Here is a 17,319-nt window from a genome sequence, read left to right as displayed (position 1 = left end):
CTTCGTGAGTACGCGCACGGCACAGACGGCCCCGACGGGACACAGGGGCGATGTCGTGTGCGCCGTGCGAGGTCTCACCAAGACCTATCCGGCGGTCCGCGGCCGACGCGGCACCCCGGCGACACCCGAGGTCAGGGCCACCGACGGGGTACGCCTGGACATCCGCCGGGGCGAGATCTTCGGGCTGCTCGGGCCGAACGGCGCGGGCAAGTCCACCCTCGTGCGCCAGCTCACGGGGCTGATGCGTCCCGACAGCGGCAGCGTAGAGATCCTCGGGCACGACATCGTGCGCCACCCCGAGCGGGCGGCCCGTCTCCTGGCCTACCTCGGGCAGGAGTCCACCGCCCTGGACGAGCTGACCGTGTCCCTCGCCGCCGAGACGACCGGGCGGCTGCGCGGGCTCGACCTGCGCGCGGCACGGGCCGAACGGGACGCCGTCCTCGACGAACTGGGCCTGACCGCCCTCGCCTCCCGCCCCCTGAAGAAGCTCTCCGGCGGACAGCGCAGGCTCGCCTGCTTCGCCGCGGCCCTCGTCGGGCGGCGCCCGCTGCTCGTCCTCGACGAGCCCACCACCGGCATGGACCCCGTCGCCCGGCGCGCCGTGTGGGCCGCCGTCGACCGGCGCCGCGCGGAACAGGGCGCCACGGTCCTGCTCGTCACCCACAACGTCATCGAGGCCGAGACGGTCCTCGACCGGGTCGCCGTCCTCGACGAGGGACGGGTCATCGCCTGCGACACCCCGGCCGGACTCAAGGAACAGGTCGCCGGCGAGGTACGGGTCGAACTCGTCTGGCGCGAGACCGCCCCGCTGCACGTCCCCGAGGTCGCCGCGCTGCGCGCCCGCGCCGTCGAGTCCGGCCGTCGCTGGACCCTGCGGCTCGCGCCCGAGGAGGCCCGCGCGGCGGTGGCCACGGTCACCGGCGGAGCCGCCTTCACCGCACTCGACGATTTCACGCTGGCCACGCCGAGCCTGGAGGACGTGTACCTGGCCCTCGGCGGCCACGCGACACAGGGACTGGTGAAGGCATGAGTGTCCGGGGCGTGGAATCCGTACGGGAGAGGGGCGTCGTACGTGTGCGGAACAGGACGGCTGCCGACGAAGGGGAGCAGTTCGACGTGAGTGCCGTACCCGCTGGAGTGCTGCCGGGCAGCGTGCTGCCCCTGGCCGAGGACGACGCCGACGCCGACGTGGCGGAGCTGGGGCCGCGGGCGCGACTGTGGCCCTCGATGGCCGCCGTGTACCGGGCGCAGCTCTCCCGGGCCCGTGTCGCGCGCATCCCCTTGCTGTTCGTGGCCACCTTCCAGTCCCTCGGCATCATGATCATGATGCGCGGGGTGGTGGACGGAGGCGCCGAGGCGCGGGCCGTGGTCGCCGGGTCGACGGTCCTGGTCGTCGCCTTCGTCGCCCTCAACCTGCTCGCCCAGTACTTCGGGCAGCTCCGGGCGAGCGGCGGGCTCGACCACTACGCGACGCTGCCGGTGCCGCCGGCGGCCGTGGTGCTCGGTGCCGCGGCCGCGTACGCGTCCTTCACCGTGCCCGGCACCCTCGTCACCGCCGTCTTCGGGTGCCTGCTGTTCGGCCTGCCGCTGGCCCATCTGTGGGTGCTGGCCGCGGTCGTCCCGCTCGCGGGCGCCGCCCTCGCCGGGCTCGGGGCCGCGTTCGGGCTGCTCGCGCCGCGGCCCGAGCTGGCCACCCTGCTCGGCCAGATGGGCATGTCCGCGGCCCTGCTGCTGGGCGTTCTCCCGGCGGACCGGATGCCGGCCCCGGTGCAGTACCTCCGGGACCTGCTGCCCTCGACCTACGGTGTCGAGGCCTTCGCACGCACCTTCGGAGCGGCTCCCGACTGGGCCGCCGTCCTCGGTGATCTGGCCGTCTGCGCCGGAGTCGGGGTGGTCTCGCTGGCCCTCGCGGCCTGGGCCTACCGCCGGGCGGCCGTCCGGTGACGCGGCCGGCAGCGACGCCTGGCACGATGGCAGGGTGACCGCTCCGCTGACTCCACCTCCGCCGCCGCACGAACAGTCCCCCGAGGACCGGCGGGAACCGTACCCTGCCTGGCAGACCCAGCCCGCTCCCGGCTCGGCGGGTCACCCCGTGTACCCGGGCGCGTACGAGGTCTCCTACGGACAGGACGGACCCGGGATGAAGACCGAAGTGCGGGAGGCCGCCGTGATCACGATCGCGGTCGCTCTCGCGGGGGCTCTGCTCGGGGTGCTCTGGTCGTGGCTGGCGCCGCATGTGCCGTTGATCGCGGACGCCACCACGGTGTACATCAAGGACACCGAGGGCGAGCAGGCCATCGGCGTGGACGGAACCTTCACCCTGCTCGCGCTGGGCTTCGGGGCGCTGAGCGCCCTGGTCGTGTTCCTCGTACGACGGCGTGGCGGTGTGCCTCTGGTGATCGCGCTCGCCCTGGGCGGCCTGCTCGGATCGCTGCTCGCCTGGCGGGTCGGGATCTGGCTCGGACCCACGCAGAACGTGATCGCGCACGCCAAGGCCGTGGGCAAGGGCGTCACGTTCTCCGCGCCGCTGAAGCTCGGGGCCAGGGGCGCGCTGATGGCGTGGTCCCTGAGCGCCCTGGTGGTCCACCTCGGCCTCATGGCCCTGTTCGGCCCCCGCGACCCCGATCCGTACCAGCAGAAGCCCTACCCGTTCACCGCGCCGCCGCCGGGACCTCCGGCCGCCTAGGACCCCACCCCGCGTCTCCGCCCTGACCGGATGGGCCTGGCAGGTCCTCGGGCCCGCCCCGGACGGGCGGCAGGGCCGGCCGGGCGCCGGGAGAACGGCTGTCCGGGCCGGCCCTTCGGTGCGGAGCGTGGGTCATGCGGGACGGCGGCCGTGGTTCGAACGGCCCTTCTTGATGCGCCACCTGCGTTTCCGCGTTCTCTTCGACATGCCACTCGTGCTTAACCGAGGAAGGGGCATCCGTCGAGGGGCCGCGCAGGCCGCCGCCTTCGAGCGTCCCGGACGGCAGGACGGGCGCCGGCGCCGGCAGGGCCGCCGGGCGGCAGGTCACGCCCGTCCGACGGGCGCGGACACCGCCTCCGTGAGCTTCGCGAGGTCGGCGGGGGAGAGCTCGACCTCCATGCCGCGGCGGCCCGCCGAGACACAGATCGTGGCGTGCCCGGAGGCCGAGGAGTCCAGGACGGTCCGGAGCCTCTTGCGCTGGCCGAGGGGCGAGATGCCGCCGCGGACGTACCCCGTCGTGCGCTCGGCCGCCGCCGGGTCGGCCATCACCGCCCGCTTGCCGCCCACCGCCGTGGCGAGGGCCTTGAGGTCGAGCGAGCCCGCCACCGGGACGACCGCGACCACGAGCGCGCCGTCCACGTCCGCCACCAGGGTCTTGAAGACCCGCTCCGGCGACACGCCCATCGCCTCGGCCGCCTCCTCGCCGTAGGACGGGTGGGAGGGATCGTGCTCGTAGGCGTGGACGGTGAACGGGACGCCCGCCTCCGTCAGCGCCACCGTGGCGGGGGTGCCGCCGGACTGCTTCTTCGCCTTCTTGGCCATCGACCTTCTCGCAAGCGTCAGTTCAGGCTCGTCGGGCCGCGCGTCAGGTCCGACGCGGGCAACGACGGCAGATTACGGATGATGGCCGTCTCGGCGCGCAGCACCTTCAGCTCCTCGCGCAGCCGGGAGGCCGTGTCGGGGGCCTGGAGCAGCCGCTGTCTGGCCGGCACGTCCAGCATCACGGCGGCGGCGACGAGATAGGAGACGACAGCCGGTTCGTCCGGCAGGTCCGCGCCGGTCGACAGCGAGCGCTCGCGCGCACCGGCCAGCCGCTTCTGGTACTGCCGGAAGGCGCGCAGGACCCCCTCGGCGAGCGCCCCGGCCTCGTCGCCCGGGTCCTCCGGGAGCTCCTCCAGCTCGGCCGTCAGGAACGCCCCGGAGGCATCCACCGACAGCAGCCGGACCCGTGTCGTGCCGGTCGCCAGCACCTCGAAGCTGCCGTCGGCGCGCTCGCGGATGGTCGCCGCGTCCGCGACACAGCCCACCTCGTGGAAGGCCGCGAGCGGATCGTCCCCGAACCCGGCGGTGGGCCCGCGGTCGGGCACGGCGGTCCCGTCGGGCATGCCGGGCGCGCTGGGCGAGACCTCATGGCCGTCGCGGATGGCGACGACGGCGAATCGGCGGGATTCGTCCTCGGGCGTCTTGAGCAGATCGCGCATCATGGCGCGATAGCGCTCCTCGAACACGTTCAGAGGAAGCACGAGCCCGGGGAACAGCACCGAGTTCAGGGGGAAGAGCGGGAGCCGGACGGTGGTCACGACGGGAAAGCCTAATGGTCGACGGAGCGGACGAGTCCGCCGTACCCGATCCGTGGGAGCCGGCTGGGGGCACGATCCCGCAGCGGAAGCCCCGAGGCCACCTCCAGATGGACTCCGTCGCGCAGCTCCAGGTACCCGCCGAGCGGGTCGTCGGAGACCCGGGCCCAGGGGAACGAGGTCACGTACGGGCCGATGAGACGGAGCTGCTCCAGGGCGTCCTGCCAGCGCTCCAGCCGGACCAGGACGTAGGCCAGCAGGTTGCGCACCTCGGCGGGCCACGGGTCGGCGGCGGCGTAGGCGGCGGAGACCGAGATCGCGAGGTCGGCCGCGGCGTCCAGGCGCTCGCGCGGCACCTCGGGACCGCCGCCCTCGGTCAGATAGGCGAAGGCCGCGCGCACCGGCAGTGCCTGGACCAGGGAGCCCGGCAGGGCGTCCTGCGCGGCGGGCTCGGCGAAGTCGAAGCACTCGGTGTGCGAGCCGTACCAGGCGGCGGAGAGGTACTGCAGAGCGGCGACGTGACACCCGTAGTGGTGCGGGGAGCGGCGGACGGCCTGGGCCCAGAGCCGCTCGAACCCGGTGTGCCCGACGTTGGTGCCGCGGGCCTGGTCGAGCGCGATCCGCCACGGCACCGGGTCGCGCGGATCGCCCTCGGCGGCGGACATGATCAGCGGGCCGACCTCGCGCAGCAGTTCCACCCGAGCGGGCGACTCCCAGCCGCGGCGGACGGCCAGTTCGGCCTTGACGAGCAGGGCGTCCGGGTCGTGCGGGGCGTCGGCCTGCCACCGCCCGAGCCATTCGTCGCGGGAGCGCGCGAAGGCGGCGAGGCGTACGGCGTACCGGTCGCGGTCCTCCCACTCGGCGGACGCGCGGGTGGCGGCCAGCAGCGCGGCCGCGGGGGCGTACTCGCCCTGGGCCGCGGCGACGAGTGCCGGTCCCAGGCGGTGGTCGGGGGCGTCGAGCAGCACCTCCTCGTCGGCCGGCAGTCCGGCGGCGAGGCGTGAGGTGTGCCGTGCCATCCGGGCGGTACGGAGGAGCGCGCTCAGCAGTGCCATGGTGTCGACCATTGAAAACCGCAGGTCGGAGCTGTGCCAGAGGCGATCGGTGACGCTTTCGTAAAGCCAATTGGTTGTGCGCTACATGGTCAAGGTCGGGCAAAGCGTGATCTGCTTCCGGTGCGCCGACCGTGGACGGCTGTTCGACGGCCGTGGACGGCCGTGCGCCGAACGGGAACGTCTGTGCGAACAGGTGGATGTCCGTGCGGCGTCCGTGTCATGACCGCGCGATGCCCGCGCCATCGCCGGGCGATGCCTGTGCGCAGGCGGGGCGATGCCTGCGCGGCGACCGGGTGGTGTCAGCCGCGGCGCAGCAGCCGGGTGGCGCCGGCAGCCACCGTCGTCGCCAGGACCCAGCCGAGCAGAACCACCACCGCGGCCAGCCACTGCCAGCCGCCGCGCAGTTGCCAGAAGCCGGCCTGGCCCAGGTCGATGACCGGCAGCAGCAGATCCAGGGCGTAGAGCGAGGCGTTCCACGCGGGGTGCCCCTCGGTGTTGACCGGCCGGTGCTCGGCGTGCGCGAAGGCGACCGACGTGGCCGCCCACAGCACCGCCATCCACAGGGCGGCGCGCCCGGGACGGTATCCGTAGGCGACCGTCATGTCCTGCGCGTAGCCCCAGAGCTTGGCGGCCAGCGGCAGGGTCTCCCGGCGGCGGCGCTGCTTGGCGAGCAGCACCTCGCGGGCGTCCTCGTCCTCACCGGAGTCGCGCAGCACGGCGGCGAGGCGCTCGTACGGCTCCGGGGCGTATTCGGCGGTGGCCGCCGCCACCCACTCCAGGCGCCGGGTCAGCGGGAAGGCGCCCTGCGGGACCAGGTTCTCGTACGTGAAGCCGCCCATGTGCAGGCTGCCGGGGCCCGGCCAGCTCGACGCCCGGTCGACCAGGTTGACGACCCGCGCGCCGGACAGCACGACCGTGCCGCGCTCGGGCCGCTCGCCGAGGAAGCGCAGCTCGGGCGTCTGGACCCGGAGCAGCGACAGCCCCTGGTCGTCGTCGAAGGTGAAACGGGCCCGGTCGAAGTCGACCGCGTCCCCGAACCGCCCGTCGTCCAGACGGATCCCGCCCTGGCACTCGAACCGCTGCACCAGGGTGCCGCGTGCCGGTGTGGTGCCGCTGGTCATCAGCGGATTGCCGAGGCCCGCTGGGGTCATGTAGAGCGTGCGGTTGACGGTGAGCTGGGGGGCGTTGAGGGCGAGCCGGGTGTACGGGTTGCTGAGCCTGCTGCCGCGCAGGCTCAGCGACACGCCGACGGTCGCGCCGCGCAGACTGAGTTCGCCGTGCGACTCCAGCATCTCGGCCTGGAGGTCCTGGCCGACGGTCATGCCGTCGCCGGTGATCGAACGCCCGCGCCGGTCCCGGTAGACCACCGCCTGGTTGAGCAGCAGATCCGTGCCGATGTGCGCGTCGGTCAGCCGCACCCCGTTGTGGAAGCGGCAGCGCGGCAGATGCAGATCGCCCTCGGTGTGCAGCCGGGCAGCCTCCAGCCGGGGCACCGCGCAGTCCACCAGCCGCAGCGTCGTGAACCGGGACTCCGGCAGCAGCACCTCCTTCTCGAACCGGCACCCCTTCAGCTCCACGTACGGCACCACCGTGCCGCCCGCCAGGTCGAGCACACCGGTGATCCGTACGCCTGTCAGCTTCAGGGAGGGGACCCGGCCCTGGAGGGCGGGCGGCCCGTCGAGCAGCAGCCAGGCCACTATCCGGGCCCGGACACTGCGCTCGGGACCCCAGGGGCGGCCGCCGTGCGGATCGTCGACGGCCGTGTCCCCGTTGCGCAGGTCGTACGCGCTGCCGTTGCGGAAGGCCTGCCACATCCCCGCCTCGGCGGCGGTCAGCTCGTCCGGCAGGTCCCCGGTACGCAGGCCGGCACCATCGGTCACGGCACCTCACTTCCTCCCCGGCTACTCGCGGGTTCATACGTTCGTGCAATGCCCCGCTCAGTGACGGCGTGAACGCTCCTGGTGAAGGGGGATCTTCCGCGGAGGCGAAGGTGGCTTGTATCAGCCACTGATACAGGCGTCCGGCGCCCTGCCGCCGTCTGAGAGAATTGAGTCCGTGATCTCCCGAATCGATCTGCGCGGCGACGCCCTCCCCGAGGGCCCCGCCCTGCGCGACCTGCTGCCCCGAGCCGACTTCGACGTCTCGGCCGCCCTGGAGAAGGTGCGGCCGATCTGCGAGGCAGTGCACCATCGGGGCGACGCGGCGCTGATCGACTACGCGGAGAAGTTCGACGGAGTACGGCTGGAGTCCGTACGCGTCCCGGCCCAGGCCCTCGCCGACGCCCTGGAGCAGCTCGACCCCGCTGTGCGCGCGGCCCTGGAGGAGTCGATCCGCCGCACCCGTCTCGTCCACCGCGCACAGCGCCGTACGACGCACACCACCCAGGTCGTGCCCGGCGGCTCGGTCACCGAGAAGTGGGTGCCGGTCGACCGGGTCGGGCTGTACGCGCCCGGCGGCCGATCCGTGTACCCGTCATCCGTGATCATGAACGTGGTCCCGGCACAGGAAGCCGGCGTCGGGTCCATCGCGCTCGCCTCCCCGGCCCAGTCCGCGTTCGGCGGCCTGCCGCACCCGACGATCCTCGCCGCCTGCGCCCTGCTCGGCGTCGACGAGGTGTACGCGGCCGGCGGCGCCACGGCCGTCGCCATGTTCGCCTACGGCACCGAGTCCTGTCCCTCGGCCGACATGGTCACCGGGCCGGGCAACATCTGGGTCGCCGCGGCCAAGCGCTACTTCACCGGCCGCATCGGCATCGACGCCGAGGCCGGCCCGACCGAGATCGCGGTCCTCGCGGACGACACCGCCGACCCCGTGCACATCGCCGCCGACCTGATCAGCCAGGCCGAGCACGACCCGCTCGCCGCCGCTGTCCTGGTCACCGACTCGCCGGACCTCGCGGACGCCGTGGAGAAGGAACTGGAGCCGCAGGTCGCGGCCACCAAGCACATCGACGACCGGATCGTCCCGGCCCTGAGCGGCAGGCAGTCCGCGATCGTCCTCGTCGACGGCGTCGACGAGGGCCTCAGGGTCGTCGACGCGTACGGTGCCGAGCACCTGGAGATCCAGACCGCGGACGCGGCGGCGGTCGCCGACCGGGTCAGGAACGCCGGGGCGATCTTCGTCGGCCCCTGGGCCCCGGTCTCGCTCGGCGACTACGCCGCGGGCTCCAACCACGTCCTGCCCACCGGCGGCTGCGCCTGTCACTCCTCGGGCCTGTCCGTCCAGTCCTTCCTGCGCGGCATCCACATCGTCGACTACACGAAGGACGCGCTCGCCGACGTCGCCCATCACGTGGTGACGCTGGCGGAGGCGGAGGACCTGCCCGCGCACGGCGCGGCGATCAAGGCAAGGTTCGGCTGGAAGGTACCCGAGGGCAAGTGACCGGCATCGACGATCTCCCCGTACGGGACGAACTGCGGGGCAAGACCCCCTACGGCGCACCGCAGCTCGACGTCCCCGTACGCCTGAACACCAACGAGAACCCGTACCCGCTGCCCGAGGCGCTCGTCGAGCGGATCACCGAGCGGGTCCGCGAGGCCGCGCGCGGCCTCAACCGCTACCCCGACCGCGACGCGGTGGAGCTGCGCACCGAGCTGGCCGCCTATCTGACGAAGACCGGCAAGCACCCGGTCGGCGTCGAGAACGTCTGGGCCGCCAACGGCTCGAACGAGGTCATCCAGCAACTGCTCCAGACCTTCGGCGGACCCGGCCGCAGCGCGATCGGCTTCGAGCCGTCGTACTCGATGCACGCGCTCATCGCGCGCGGCACGGGCACGGCCTGGATCTCGGGCCCGCGCAACGAGGACTTCACCATCGACCTCGCCGCCGCCGAACGGGCGATCGCCGAGAACCGGCCGGACCTCGTCTTCATCACCACCCCGAACAACCCCACGGGCAACGCGGTCCCGCCCGAGACGGTCCTCGCGCTCTACGAGGCCGCCCAGGCGGCGAAGCCGTCGATGGTCGTGATCGACGAGGCGTACATCGAGTTCAGCCACGGCGACTCGCTGCTGCCGCTGCTGGAAGGACGGCCGAACCTCGTCGTCTCCCGGACGATGTCGAAGGCCTTCGGCGCGGCGGGACTGCGCCTCGGCTACCTCGCCGCCCACCCGGCGGTCGTGGACGCCGTCCAGCTCGTCCGGCTGCCGTACCACCTGTCGGCCGTCACCCAGGCGACCGCGCTGGCCGCTCTGGAACACACCGACACCCTGCTCGGGTACGTGGAGCAGCTGAAGGCCGAACGGGACCGGCTGGTCACCGAACTGCGCGCGATGGGCTGCGAGGTGACCGAGTCGGACGCGAACTTCGTGCAGTTCGGACGGTTCGCCGACACCCACGCGGCCTGGCGCGGGATCCTCGACCAGGGCGTCCTGGTCCGGGACAACGGCGTACCGGGGTGGCTGCGGGTCTCCGCGGGAACCCCGAAGGAAAACGACGCGTTCCTCGACGCGGTACGTGAACTACTGGGCTCTGTGGGGGACGACCCCACATCCCCGAAGGAGCAGAGCGCATGAACCGCGTAGGACGCGTGGAGCGGGTGACGAAGGAGACGTCGGTCCTCGTCGAGATCGATCTCGACGGCTCCGGCAAGGTCGACGTGGCCACCGGCGTCGGCTTCTACGACCACATGCTCGACCAGCTCGGCCGGCACGGTCTGTTCGACCTGACCGTGAAGACCGAGGGCGACCTGCACATCGACTCGCACCACACCATCGAGGACACCGCCCTCGCCCTCGGCGCCGCCTTCAAGCAGGCACTCGGCGACAAGGTGGGCATCTACCGCTTCGGCAACTGCACCGTCCCGCTGGACGAGTCGCTCGCCCAGGTCACCGTCGACCTGTCCGGCCGCCCCTACCTCGTGCACACCGAGCCCGAGAAGATGGCGCCGATGATCGGCGAGTACGACACGACGATGACCCGGCACATCCTGGAGTCCTTCGTCGCCCAGGCCCAGATCGCCCTGCACGTGCACGTCCCCTACGGACGCAACGCGCACCACATCGTGGAGTGCCAGTTCAAGGCGCTGGCCCGGGCCCTGCGTTACGCCTCCGAGCGCGACCCGCGCGCAGCCGGCATCCTCCCCTCCACTAAGGGCGCACTGTGACAGGCCTTTCCAGCATCCTCATCGTCGTCGGTCTCTTCCTCGCCGGAGGGATCTACTCCTTCGTCAAGCAGGACATGCCCAGGAGCCTCGTCGTCCTGCTCTCCATCGGCGCCGCGATGTGCCTCGTCGCGGGCGTCATGAGGCTGGAGGTCTGGAGTTGAGCGCCTCCAGGAAGGTCGTCGTCTTCGACTACGGCTTCGGGAACGTACGCTCCGCCGAGCGCGCCCTCGCCCGCGCGGGCGCCGAGGTCGAGATCACCCGCGACTTCGACACCGCGATGAACGCGGACGGGCTGCTGGTGCCGGGCGTCGGCGCCTTCGCCGCCTGTATGCAGGGCCTCAAGGAGGCGCGCGGCGACTGGATCATCGGGCGCCGGCTGTCCGGCGGACGCCCCGTCATGGGCATCTGCGTCGGCATGCAGATCCTTTTCACCCGCGGCATCGAGCACGGCGTGGAGACCGAGGGCCTCGACGAGTGGCCGGGCACGGTCGGACCGCTGGAGGCCGACGTCGTGCCCCACATGGGCTGGAACACCGTCGACACCCCGGAGGGCTCCGAGGCCTTCGCGGGCCTCGACGCCGACGCGCGGTTCTACTTCGTCCACTCCTACGCCGTCCACGACTGGTCGCTGGAAGTCGGCAACCCGCTGCTGCGCGCGCCCCTGGTGACGTGGTCCACGCACGGCAAGCCCTTTGTGGCGGCCGTCGAGAACGGTGCCCTGTGGGCCACCCAGTTCCACCCCGAGAAGTCCGGCGACGCCGGAGCCCAGCTCCTCACCAACTGGATCGGAACACTGTGAGCAAGCTCGAACTCCTCCCCGCCGTCGACGTCCGCGACGGCCAGGCCGTCCGTCTCGTGCACGGCGAGTCCGGAACCGAGACCTCCTACGGCTCCCCGCTGGAGGCCGCCCTGGCCTGGCAGAGCGCCGGCGCCGAGTGGCTGCACCTCGTCGACCTGGACGCCGCGTTCGGCACCGGCGACAACCGGGACCTGATCTCCGAGGTCACCAAGGCGATGGACATCAAGGTCGAGCTGTCCGGCGGCATCCGCGACGACGCCTCCCTGGCGGCCGCCCTCGCGACCGGCTGCACCCGGGTGAACCTCGGCACCGCCGCCCTGGAGACCCCCGAGTGGGTCGCCAAGATCATCGCCGAGCACGGCGACAAGATCGCGGTCGGCCTCGACGTCCGCGGCACGACCCTGCGCGGCCGCGGCTGGACCCGCGACGGCGGCGACCTCTACGAGACGCTGGCGCGCCTCGACTCCGAGGGCTGCGCCCGCTACGTGGTGACGGACATCGCCAAGGACGGCACGCTCCAGGGCCCGAACCTGGAGCTGCTGCGCAACGTGTGCGCGGTGACCGACCGCCCGGTGGTGGCCTCCGGCGGTGTGTCGTCGCTGGACGACCTGCGTGCCATCGCCGAACTCGTGCCGCTCGGCGTCGAGGGCTCGATCGTCGGCAAGGCCCTGTACGCCAAGGCGTTCACCCTGGAAGAGGCCCTGGCGGCGGTAGCCCGGTGAGCGCCGTACGCCGACTTTCGACCGGCACGCCCGCGGAGGAGGCCTTCGGGTACTCCCGAGCGGTGGAGCTGCCGAACGGCCTGGTGCTGGTGTCCGGCTGCAGCTCGATCATCGACGGCGACGTCGTCGAGGGCGACCCGTACGAGCAGGCGGTCAACGCCTTCGGCGTGGCGTTCGCGGTCCTGGAGCGGATTGGCCTGGGCCGTGAGGATGTTGTCCGCACACATGTGCACATCACCCATGCCCGGGACGTCGAGGATGTTGGCCGTGCCCACAAGGCGCTGTTCGACGACATCCGCCCCGCCGCATCCATGATCATCGTCGAGGGTCTGGTGGACCCGCGGCTGGTGGTCGAGGTCGAGGTGGAGGCGTTCCGTCCGGACGGGGACCGTACGGAACGGTCCGGCGAGGACGGCGGAGCACGGTCCGGCGGGGACACCACAGAGCGGGGAGAAGCTCAGTCATGACGCTGGCGGTCCGAGTGATTCCCTGCCTGGACGTGGACAACGGCCGGGTAGTCAAGGGCGTCAACTTCCAGAACCTGCGCGACGCGGGCGACCCCGTCGAGATGGCCAAGGTGTACGACGCCGAGGGCGCCGACGAGCTCACGTTCCTGGACATCACCGCGTCCTCGGGCAACCGTGAGACCACGTACGACGTGGTGCGTCGCACGGCCGAGCAGGTCTTCATCCCGCTGACGGTCGGCGGCGGTGTCCGTACCGCCGAGGACGTCGACAAGCTGTTGCGGGCCGGCGCCGACAAGGTCGGTGTCAACACGGCCGCCATCGCCCGTCCCGACCTCATCCGGGAGATCGCGGAGCGGTTCGGCCGTCAGGTGCTGGTGCTCTCCGTGGACGCGCGCAGGACCGAGAGCGGTTCCTTCGAGGTGACCACCCACGGCGGCCGCCAGGGCACCGGCATCGACGCCGTCGAGTGGGCCCACCGGGCCGCCGAGCTGGGCGCGGGCGAGATCCTGCTCAACTCGATGGACGCCGACGGCACGAAGGACGGCTACGACATCGAGATGATCGAGGCCGTACGCAAGCACGTCACCGTTCCGCTGATCGCCAGCGGCGGCGCGGGCCGGCTCGACCACTTCCCGCCGGCCATCGGGGCGGGCGCCGACGCGGTGCTGGCCGCGTCCGTCTTCCACTTCGGCGACCTGCGGATCGGCGAGGTCAAGGAGACCCTGCGCGCGGCGGGGCATCCCGTCCGCTAGCCGACCTCACTGGCGGCTTTCACAGCCGCGTACGGTCTCCGTCACGGTCACGGTCTCCGTCACGGTCACGGTCTCCGTCACGGTCACGGTCTCCGTCACGGTCACGGTCTCCGTCACGGCCCGTACCCGGGCAGCCTCCGCTGCCGGGTACGGGCCGTTCGCCGTGTTCCGTGGCCGGTGTGGGGCCCCGCGGTCGTGTTCCGGGGGCCGCTTCTCGGGAAAGGGGCGCCTGCCACCGCACCGTGAAGCCTCGTTCCGGTGGGGGAGGCCCGGCGGGGCGCAGGGCGCACGGGCACAGGGCGCAGGGGCGCGGTGGGCCAAGACCGGTGATTCTGCCGATGTACGGGCCGGGTCCGGGGCGGACAGTTGCCACCGCAACCACCGAGACGGACCCCCGCCGTCATCGCAGCGTGCGCCTTCCGACACCCATGCCAGGGCGGCGTTCCGACCGCGGCGCGGGTCCGTCCTCCCTCACCGAGAGGATGCAGCCACCGTGCAGCAGCCGAACCGCCCCTTCCCCGCCGCACCCGTCGGCCCTGATCCGTCCCCCCGCCGCCCGCACCGGCTTACGAGCCGTCTGGCGCGGGCCGGTCTCGCGGTGCTCCTGGCCGCGGGCGGCCTCGTCGCCGCGCAGGCCACCGGAGCGCAGGCCGTCGCCGGAGCACAGGCCGTCTCGGCACAGGCCGCCGCGAACCCGTACGAGCGCGGCCCCGCCCCCACGAACGCCAGTATCGAGGCCTCCCGTGGTTCGTACGCCGTCTCCCAGACCACCGTCTCCTCGCTGTCCGTGACCGGCTTCGGTGGCGGAACCGTCTACTACCCGACCTCGACCGCCGACGGGACCTTCGGGGCGGTCGTCATCTCACCCGGGTACACCGCCTACCAGTCGTCCATCTCCTGGCTCGGGCCCCGGCTCGCCTCCCAGGGCTTCGTGGTGTTCACCATCGACACCCTCACCACTCTCGACCAGCCCGACAGCCGCGGCCGGCAGTTGCTGGCCGCGCTCGACTACCTGACCCAGAGCAGTTCCGTCCGGACCAGGATCGACAACAGCCGGCTCGGCGTGATGGGCCACTCGATGGGCGGTGGCGGCACGCTGGAGGCCGCGAAGAGCCGTCCCTCGCTCCAGGCGGCGATCCCGCTCACCGGCTGGAACCTGGACACCACCTGGCCGGAGATCAAGACGCCGACCCTGATCGTGGGCGCCGACGGCGACACGATCGCCCCGGTGGCCACCCACTCCAAGCCCTTCTACGCGAGTCTGCCGAGCACGCTCGACAAGGCGTACCTGGAACTCAGGGGCGCCACCCACTTCACGCCCAACAGCTCGAACACCACGATCGCGAAGTACAGCATTTCGTGGCTCAAGCGGTTCATCGACAATGACACCCGCTACGAACAGTTCCTGTGCCCGCTGCCGCAGGCGTCCCTGACGATCGCCGAGTACCGGGGCAACTGCCCGCACACCTCCTGACCCGTTCCGCACGGTCCGTCCCGCACGGCCGGTCCACAGGGCCGGTCCGTGCGGGTCAGGGCCGTGCGGGAGTGACGGCCGCCGTCCTCCGGCGGCCGTCACGTGTGTGTCCGGCCGCGGCGCCCGGGAGGGGGCCGCGGCCGTTGTGCGGGCGCACAAGCCTGGCCCGCCGGGCCTGGGAGCCTGCCCACCCGCCGTCCCCGCGAGCGCCTTGTCTTCCCAGGTCGGATGGGCTTTCCGGGCCCAGTCCCGCAAGCGAACGCGGGGCTTCCGCCATCGTTTACGCGGAAGTAACGTGATGGTCGTGACGGGAAACGCGACTGTGCCAAGTCTCCTCCGGACGGCGGCCCGGAGCTCATTACCGTTGCTCGTCCGGCCCACGCCGAACGAGTCGAAGGAGCCGGACGAGCCGGACCGCTCGGACCAGTGCCGCGCCCCCGGACGGCTGCTCACCCCGGGGCACGATCCGCAACCGGACGCGCCCCGCCCGCCGGACGTGCCCCGCCCGTCCGGCGCGCCCGAGCCGGCCCGCCCGGCCGCCGGGACCGGGACGCCGGTGCCGGAGACCCGGGAAGGGGCCGTGCCCGGTGCGGCGCCCGGTGAGGGCGGAGGCGGGTGCCCGGGGCAGGGTGTCCTGGGCGGGGGCCCGACGGGTCTGCTGCTGCTGGTGGCGGCCGAGCGGGAGCGGGACGCGAGGAGCGCCGGGGCGGACGCCGCGGTGATTGTCGGGGCGGCCGGAGCGGGCGGACTCGACGCGGACGCCCTCGACGCCGCCGAGGACGCGGGACTGATCCGCCTCGCCGGAGGCCGCGTCCAGCTCGTCGATCCCGGCCTGGCCGGCACCGTGTACGCCGCCGTCCCGCCCGCCCGTCGGCGTGCCGCGCACCGGCTGCTGGCCGACGCCCACACCGGGGGCCCGCACGCCCTGCCGGTCCTCTTCCACCGGGCCTCGGCGGCCGTCGCTCCCGCACCCGGCCTCGGCGACGTGCTGGCCGCCGCGGCGGAGCCGCCGGACGGCGGACCGACGCACGCGGAGCGCTCGGCGGCCTGGGCGCGGTCCGCCGAACTCGCCGTGGGCCAGGGGGTGCGTGCCGCCCGCCTGGTCAACGCCGCGGACCAGGCCCGGCTGGCCGGACTGCCGCACCGCGCGCGGGAGTTGCTCGCGCGGGCCGGGTGCGAGGGTCCGGCCGGCGCCGTGCGCGGCGCGGCTCAGCGGGTGAGCGGGCTGCTCGCGCTCCAGGACGGCCCGGTCGCCGACGCCCGCGAAGCACTGCTGCTGGCCGGTGAGTCGCTGGCTCCCGTCGACGCGCACCTCGCCCAGACCGCGCGGCTCGCCGCCGTCGAGGCGTCCTGGGCGATGGGGGACGCGGCGGCATGCGTGGAAGCGCTGGACGGGGGTCCCGCCCAGCCGGGATCCGACCCACTGCTCGCTGCGTACCGGGCGGGGATGTCCGCGGTGATGCACGGCCGCCTGGACAGCGGACGGCAGTCGTTGCGGGAGGTGGTGGCCGCAGCGGGCGCCGCGGCCGGGGTGCTCGACGGCACGGAAGCCCTGCTGCGGGCCGGGAGCGCGGCCCTCGTCGTCGGCGACCTCGACGCGGCCGCTCGCGCCAACTCCCGTGCCCTCGCCGTCGCCAGGGCCCGGGGCCCGTACATCCTGGTCGCCCAGGCGCTGGAGCGGCTGGCCTACGGAGAGCTGCGGGCCGGCCGCCACGCCCGTGCCCGCGCCCACGCCGAGGACGGCCTGCGCACGGCTCTCGGCGCCGGTCAGGACAACCTCGCGGCGCACCACCACGCGATCCTCGCGCTGGTGGCGTCCGTGGAGGATTCTCCGGAGGCCGTCGCGGAGCACGCCGCGGCCGCCGAACGTGTCGCGGCGGCCCATGGACTCGCGCAGGCGGCCACGCTGTCCCAGTGGGCACGCGCCCGCGCCGACCTGGCCCGCGGCCGGCTCCCCGAGGCGGCGGCGCGGCTCGGCCCCCTGGTCGGCGCCGGCCCGTGCCGCGGCCACTTCGCGGTACGGATGCTCGCCGTTCCCTGCTTCGTGGAAGCGGCGGCCCGCACGGGACAGACGGAGGCCGCCCGGTCGGCCGTGGGCGAGTTCGTGCGCTGGGCCGCGCAGGGTGCCGACCCTCAGGCCCCCGCTCAACTCGCGCGTTGCCGTGCGCTGTTGAGCGGCCCCGAGGAATGCGAGGCACTGTTCGCCGCCGCGCTGGCCCGGCACGACGAGGTGGCCGGGGACTTCGAACGCGGCCGCACCCAGCTCCTCTACGGCGGCTGGCTGCGGCGCAGGCGCAGACCCGGTGAGGCGCGCGGCCGGCTGCGGGACGCGCTGGTGTCCTTCGAGCGGGGCGGGGCACTCGGCTGGGCCACGCAGGCGCGGGCCGAACTGCGGGCCACCGGCGACGCCGGACCGGGAGAACCGGCAGGTCAGCTAACGCTTCTGACGCCCCAGCAGCTTCGGATCGCCCGCTGTGTGGCGGAGGGCGCCACCAATCGCGAGGTGGCGCTGCGCCTGTCCGTGAGCACCCGCACCGTGGACCACCACCTGCGCAATGTCTTCGCCGCTCTGGGGGTCCGCTCCCGCGTCGAGCTGTCCCGTCTGGTGGACCGGGCCGAGAAGACCACCGCACACCCCTAGGTACCGACCGGGCGGTATGTCATCCTGCGGGATCAGGAGGTC

General features: G+C 73.2%; 17 protein-coding genes. 13 read left to right on the top strand and 4 right to left on the bottom strand.

Features of this window, described 5'->3' with window-relative positions:
• The first annotated feature begins 55 nt into the window (after positions 1-55).
• The 3 genes from OG410_RS12245 (at position 56) to OG410_RS12235 (ending at position 2,686) form a co-directional block, all read left to right on the top strand.
• Positions 56-1,030 carry an ABC transporter ATP-binding protein gene (locus OG410_RS12245; protein ID WP_329304099.1) on the top strand — a complete coding sequence of 325 codons (975 nt, stop codon included), beginning with the start codon at positions 56-58 and terminating at the stop codon, positions 1,028-1,030.
• A gap of 86 nt (positions 1,031-1,116) precedes the next feature.
• Positions 1,117-1,944, top strand: coding sequence for an ABC transporter permease (locus OG410_RS12240; protein ID WP_329299150.1), 828 nt, complete (start codon positions 1,117-1,119; stop codon positions 1,942-1,944).
• Positions 1,945-1,978: 34 nt separating this feature from the next.
• The gene (locus OG410_RS12235) at positions 1,979-2,686 is read left to right on the top strand and encodes an AAA family ATPase (protein WP_329299149.1); all 708 of its coding nucleotides are present in this window, start codon (positions 1,979-1,981) and stop codon (positions 2,684-2,686) included.
• Positions 2,687-3,010: 324 nt separating this feature from the next.
• Here the strand turns inward: OG410_RS12235 and ybaK are convergent, their stop codons facing one another.
• The 4 genes from ybaK to OG410_RS12215 form a co-directional block, all read right to left on the bottom strand.
• On the bottom strand, positions 3,011-3,508 hold the full coding sequence (gene ybaK / locus OG410_RS12230; RefSeq protein WP_329299148.1) for a Cys-tRNA(Pro) deacylase: 498 nt from the start codon (positions 3,506-3,508) through the stop codon (positions 3,011-3,013).
• Positions 3,509-3,525: 17 nt separating this feature from the next.
• Positions 3,526-4,266: an LON peptidase substrate-binding domain-containing protein gene (locus OG410_RS12225; RefSeq protein ID WP_326788330.1), complete on the bottom strand. Its 741-nt coding sequence runs from the start codon at positions 4,264-4,266 to the stop codon at positions 3,526-3,528.
• A gap of 11 nt (positions 4,267-4,277) precedes the next feature.
• Entirely contained in the window at positions 4,278-5,318 is a 1,041-nt protein-coding gene (locus tag OG410_RS12220; RefSeq protein WP_329299147.1) for a hypothetical protein, read from the bottom strand.
• A 299-nt stretch (positions 5,319-5,617) separates the two neighbouring features.
• Positions 5,618-7,198, bottom strand: coding sequence for an oxidoreductase (locus tag OG410_RS12215; protein WP_329299146.1), 1,581 nt, complete (start codon positions 7,196-7,198; stop codon positions 5,618-5,620).
• A 175-nt stretch (positions 7,199-7,373) separates the two neighbouring features.
• Between OG410_RS12215 and hisD the strand changes: the two genes are divergently transcribed.
• The 10 genes from hisD to OG410_RS12165 all read left to right on the top strand — a co-directional run bounded on the left by hisD (position 7,374) and on the right by OG410_RS12165 (position 17,277).
• A complete protein-coding gene (hisD, locus tag OG410_RS12210; protein ID WP_329299145.1) occupies positions 7,374-8,699 on the top strand; it encodes a histidinol dehydrogenase in 1,326 nt (441 codons plus the stop codon).
• The gene (locus OG410_RS12205) at positions 8,696-9,832 is read left to right on the top strand and encodes a histidinol-phosphate transaminase (protein WP_329299144.1); all 1,137 of its coding nucleotides are present in this window, start codon (positions 8,696-8,698) and stop codon (positions 9,830-9,832) included. Before hisD ends, OG410_RS12205 begins: the two co-directional genes overlap by 4 nt.
• Positions 9,829-10,422, top strand: a complete 594-nt coding sequence (gene hisB / locus OG410_RS12200; RefSeq protein ID WP_266757720.1) for an imidazoleglycerol-phosphate dehydratase HisB — start codon at positions 9,829-9,831, stop codon at positions 10,420-10,422. Before OG410_RS12205 ends, hisB begins: the two co-directional genes overlap by 4 nt.
• The gene (locus OG410_RS12195) at positions 10,419-10,583 is read left to right on the top strand and encodes a hypothetical protein (protein WP_326788335.1); all 165 of its coding nucleotides are present in this window, start codon (positions 10,419-10,421) and stop codon (positions 10,581-10,583) included. Before hisB ends, OG410_RS12195 begins: the two co-directional genes overlap by 4 nt.
• The gene (gene hisH / locus OG410_RS12190; RefSeq protein ID WP_326790992.1) at positions 10,574-11,221 is read left to right on the top strand and encodes an imidazole glycerol phosphate synthase subunit HisH; all 648 of its coding nucleotides are present in this window, start codon (positions 10,574-10,576) and stop codon (positions 11,219-11,221) included. The genes OG410_RS12195 and hisH overlap by 10 nt, the downstream gene beginning before the upstream one ends.
• A complete protein-coding gene (priA, locus tag OG410_RS12185) occupies positions 11,218-11,943 on the top strand; it encodes a bifunctional 1-(5-phosphoribosyl)-5-((5-phosphoribosylamino)methylideneamino)imidazole-4-carboxamide isomerase/phosphoribosylanthranilate isomerase PriA (RefSeq protein WP_329299143.1) in 726 nt (241 codons plus the stop codon). The genes hisH and priA overlap by 4 nt, the downstream gene beginning before the upstream one ends.
• The gene (locus OG410_RS12180) at positions 11,940-12,410 is read left to right on the top strand and encodes a Rid family hydrolase (RefSeq protein WP_443063740.1); all 471 of its coding nucleotides are present in this window, start codon (positions 11,940-11,942) and stop codon (positions 12,408-12,410) included. Before priA ends, OG410_RS12180 begins: the two co-directional genes overlap by 4 nt.
• Complete coding sequence (gene hisF, locus OG410_RS12175) at positions 12,407-13,162, top strand: imidazole glycerol phosphate synthase subunit HisF (RefSeq protein ID WP_329299142.1); 756 nt, start codon at positions 12,407-12,409, stop codon at positions 13,160-13,162. The genes OG410_RS12180 and hisF overlap by 4 nt, the downstream gene beginning before the upstream one ends.
• Before the next feature lie 493 nt (positions 13,163-13,655).
• Entirely contained in the window at positions 13,656-14,636 is a 981-nt protein-coding gene (bdeA, locus tag OG410_RS12170) for a bis(hydroxyethyl) terephthalate hydrolase (protein ID WP_443063739.1), read from the top strand.
• Positions 14,637-15,000: 364 nt separating this feature from the next.
• Positions 15,001-17,277 carry a helix-turn-helix transcriptional regulator gene (locus OG410_RS12165; protein ID WP_329299141.1) on the top strand — a complete coding sequence of 759 codons (2,277 nt, stop codon included), beginning with the start codon at positions 15,001-15,003 and terminating at the stop codon, positions 17,275-17,277.
• The last annotated feature ends 42 nt before the right edge of the window (positions 17,278-17,319 follow it).

Origin of the sequence: Streptomyces sp. NBC_00659, assembly GCF_036226925.1 — a bacterium.
Classification (GTDB): domain Bacteria; phylum Actinomycetota; class Actinomycetes; order Streptomycetales; family Streptomycetaceae; genus Streptomyces.
Note: the sequence above shows the minus strand (reverse complement) of the source record. Positions and strands in the feature narration are given on the sequence as shown.

What these genes read in the sequence shown, in the direction of transcription:
- hisF (WP_329299142.1), top strand. Translation starts at nt 12,407, where the DNA reads ATGACGCTGGCGGTCCGAGTGATTCCCTGCCTGGACGTGGACAACGGC.
- hisB (WP_266757720.1), top strand. Translation starts at nt 9,829, where the DNA reads ATGAACCGCGTAGGACGCGTGGAGCGGGTGACGAAGGAGACGTCGGTC.
- ybaK (WP_329299148.1), bottom strand. Translation starts at nt 3,508, where the DNA reads ATGGCCAAGAAGGCGAAGAAGCAGTCCGGCGGCACCCCCGCCACGGTG.
- OG410_RS12220 (WP_329299147.1), bottom strand. Translation starts at nt 5,318, where the DNA reads ATGGCACTGCTGAGCGCGCTCCTCCGTACCGCCCGGATGGCACGGCAC.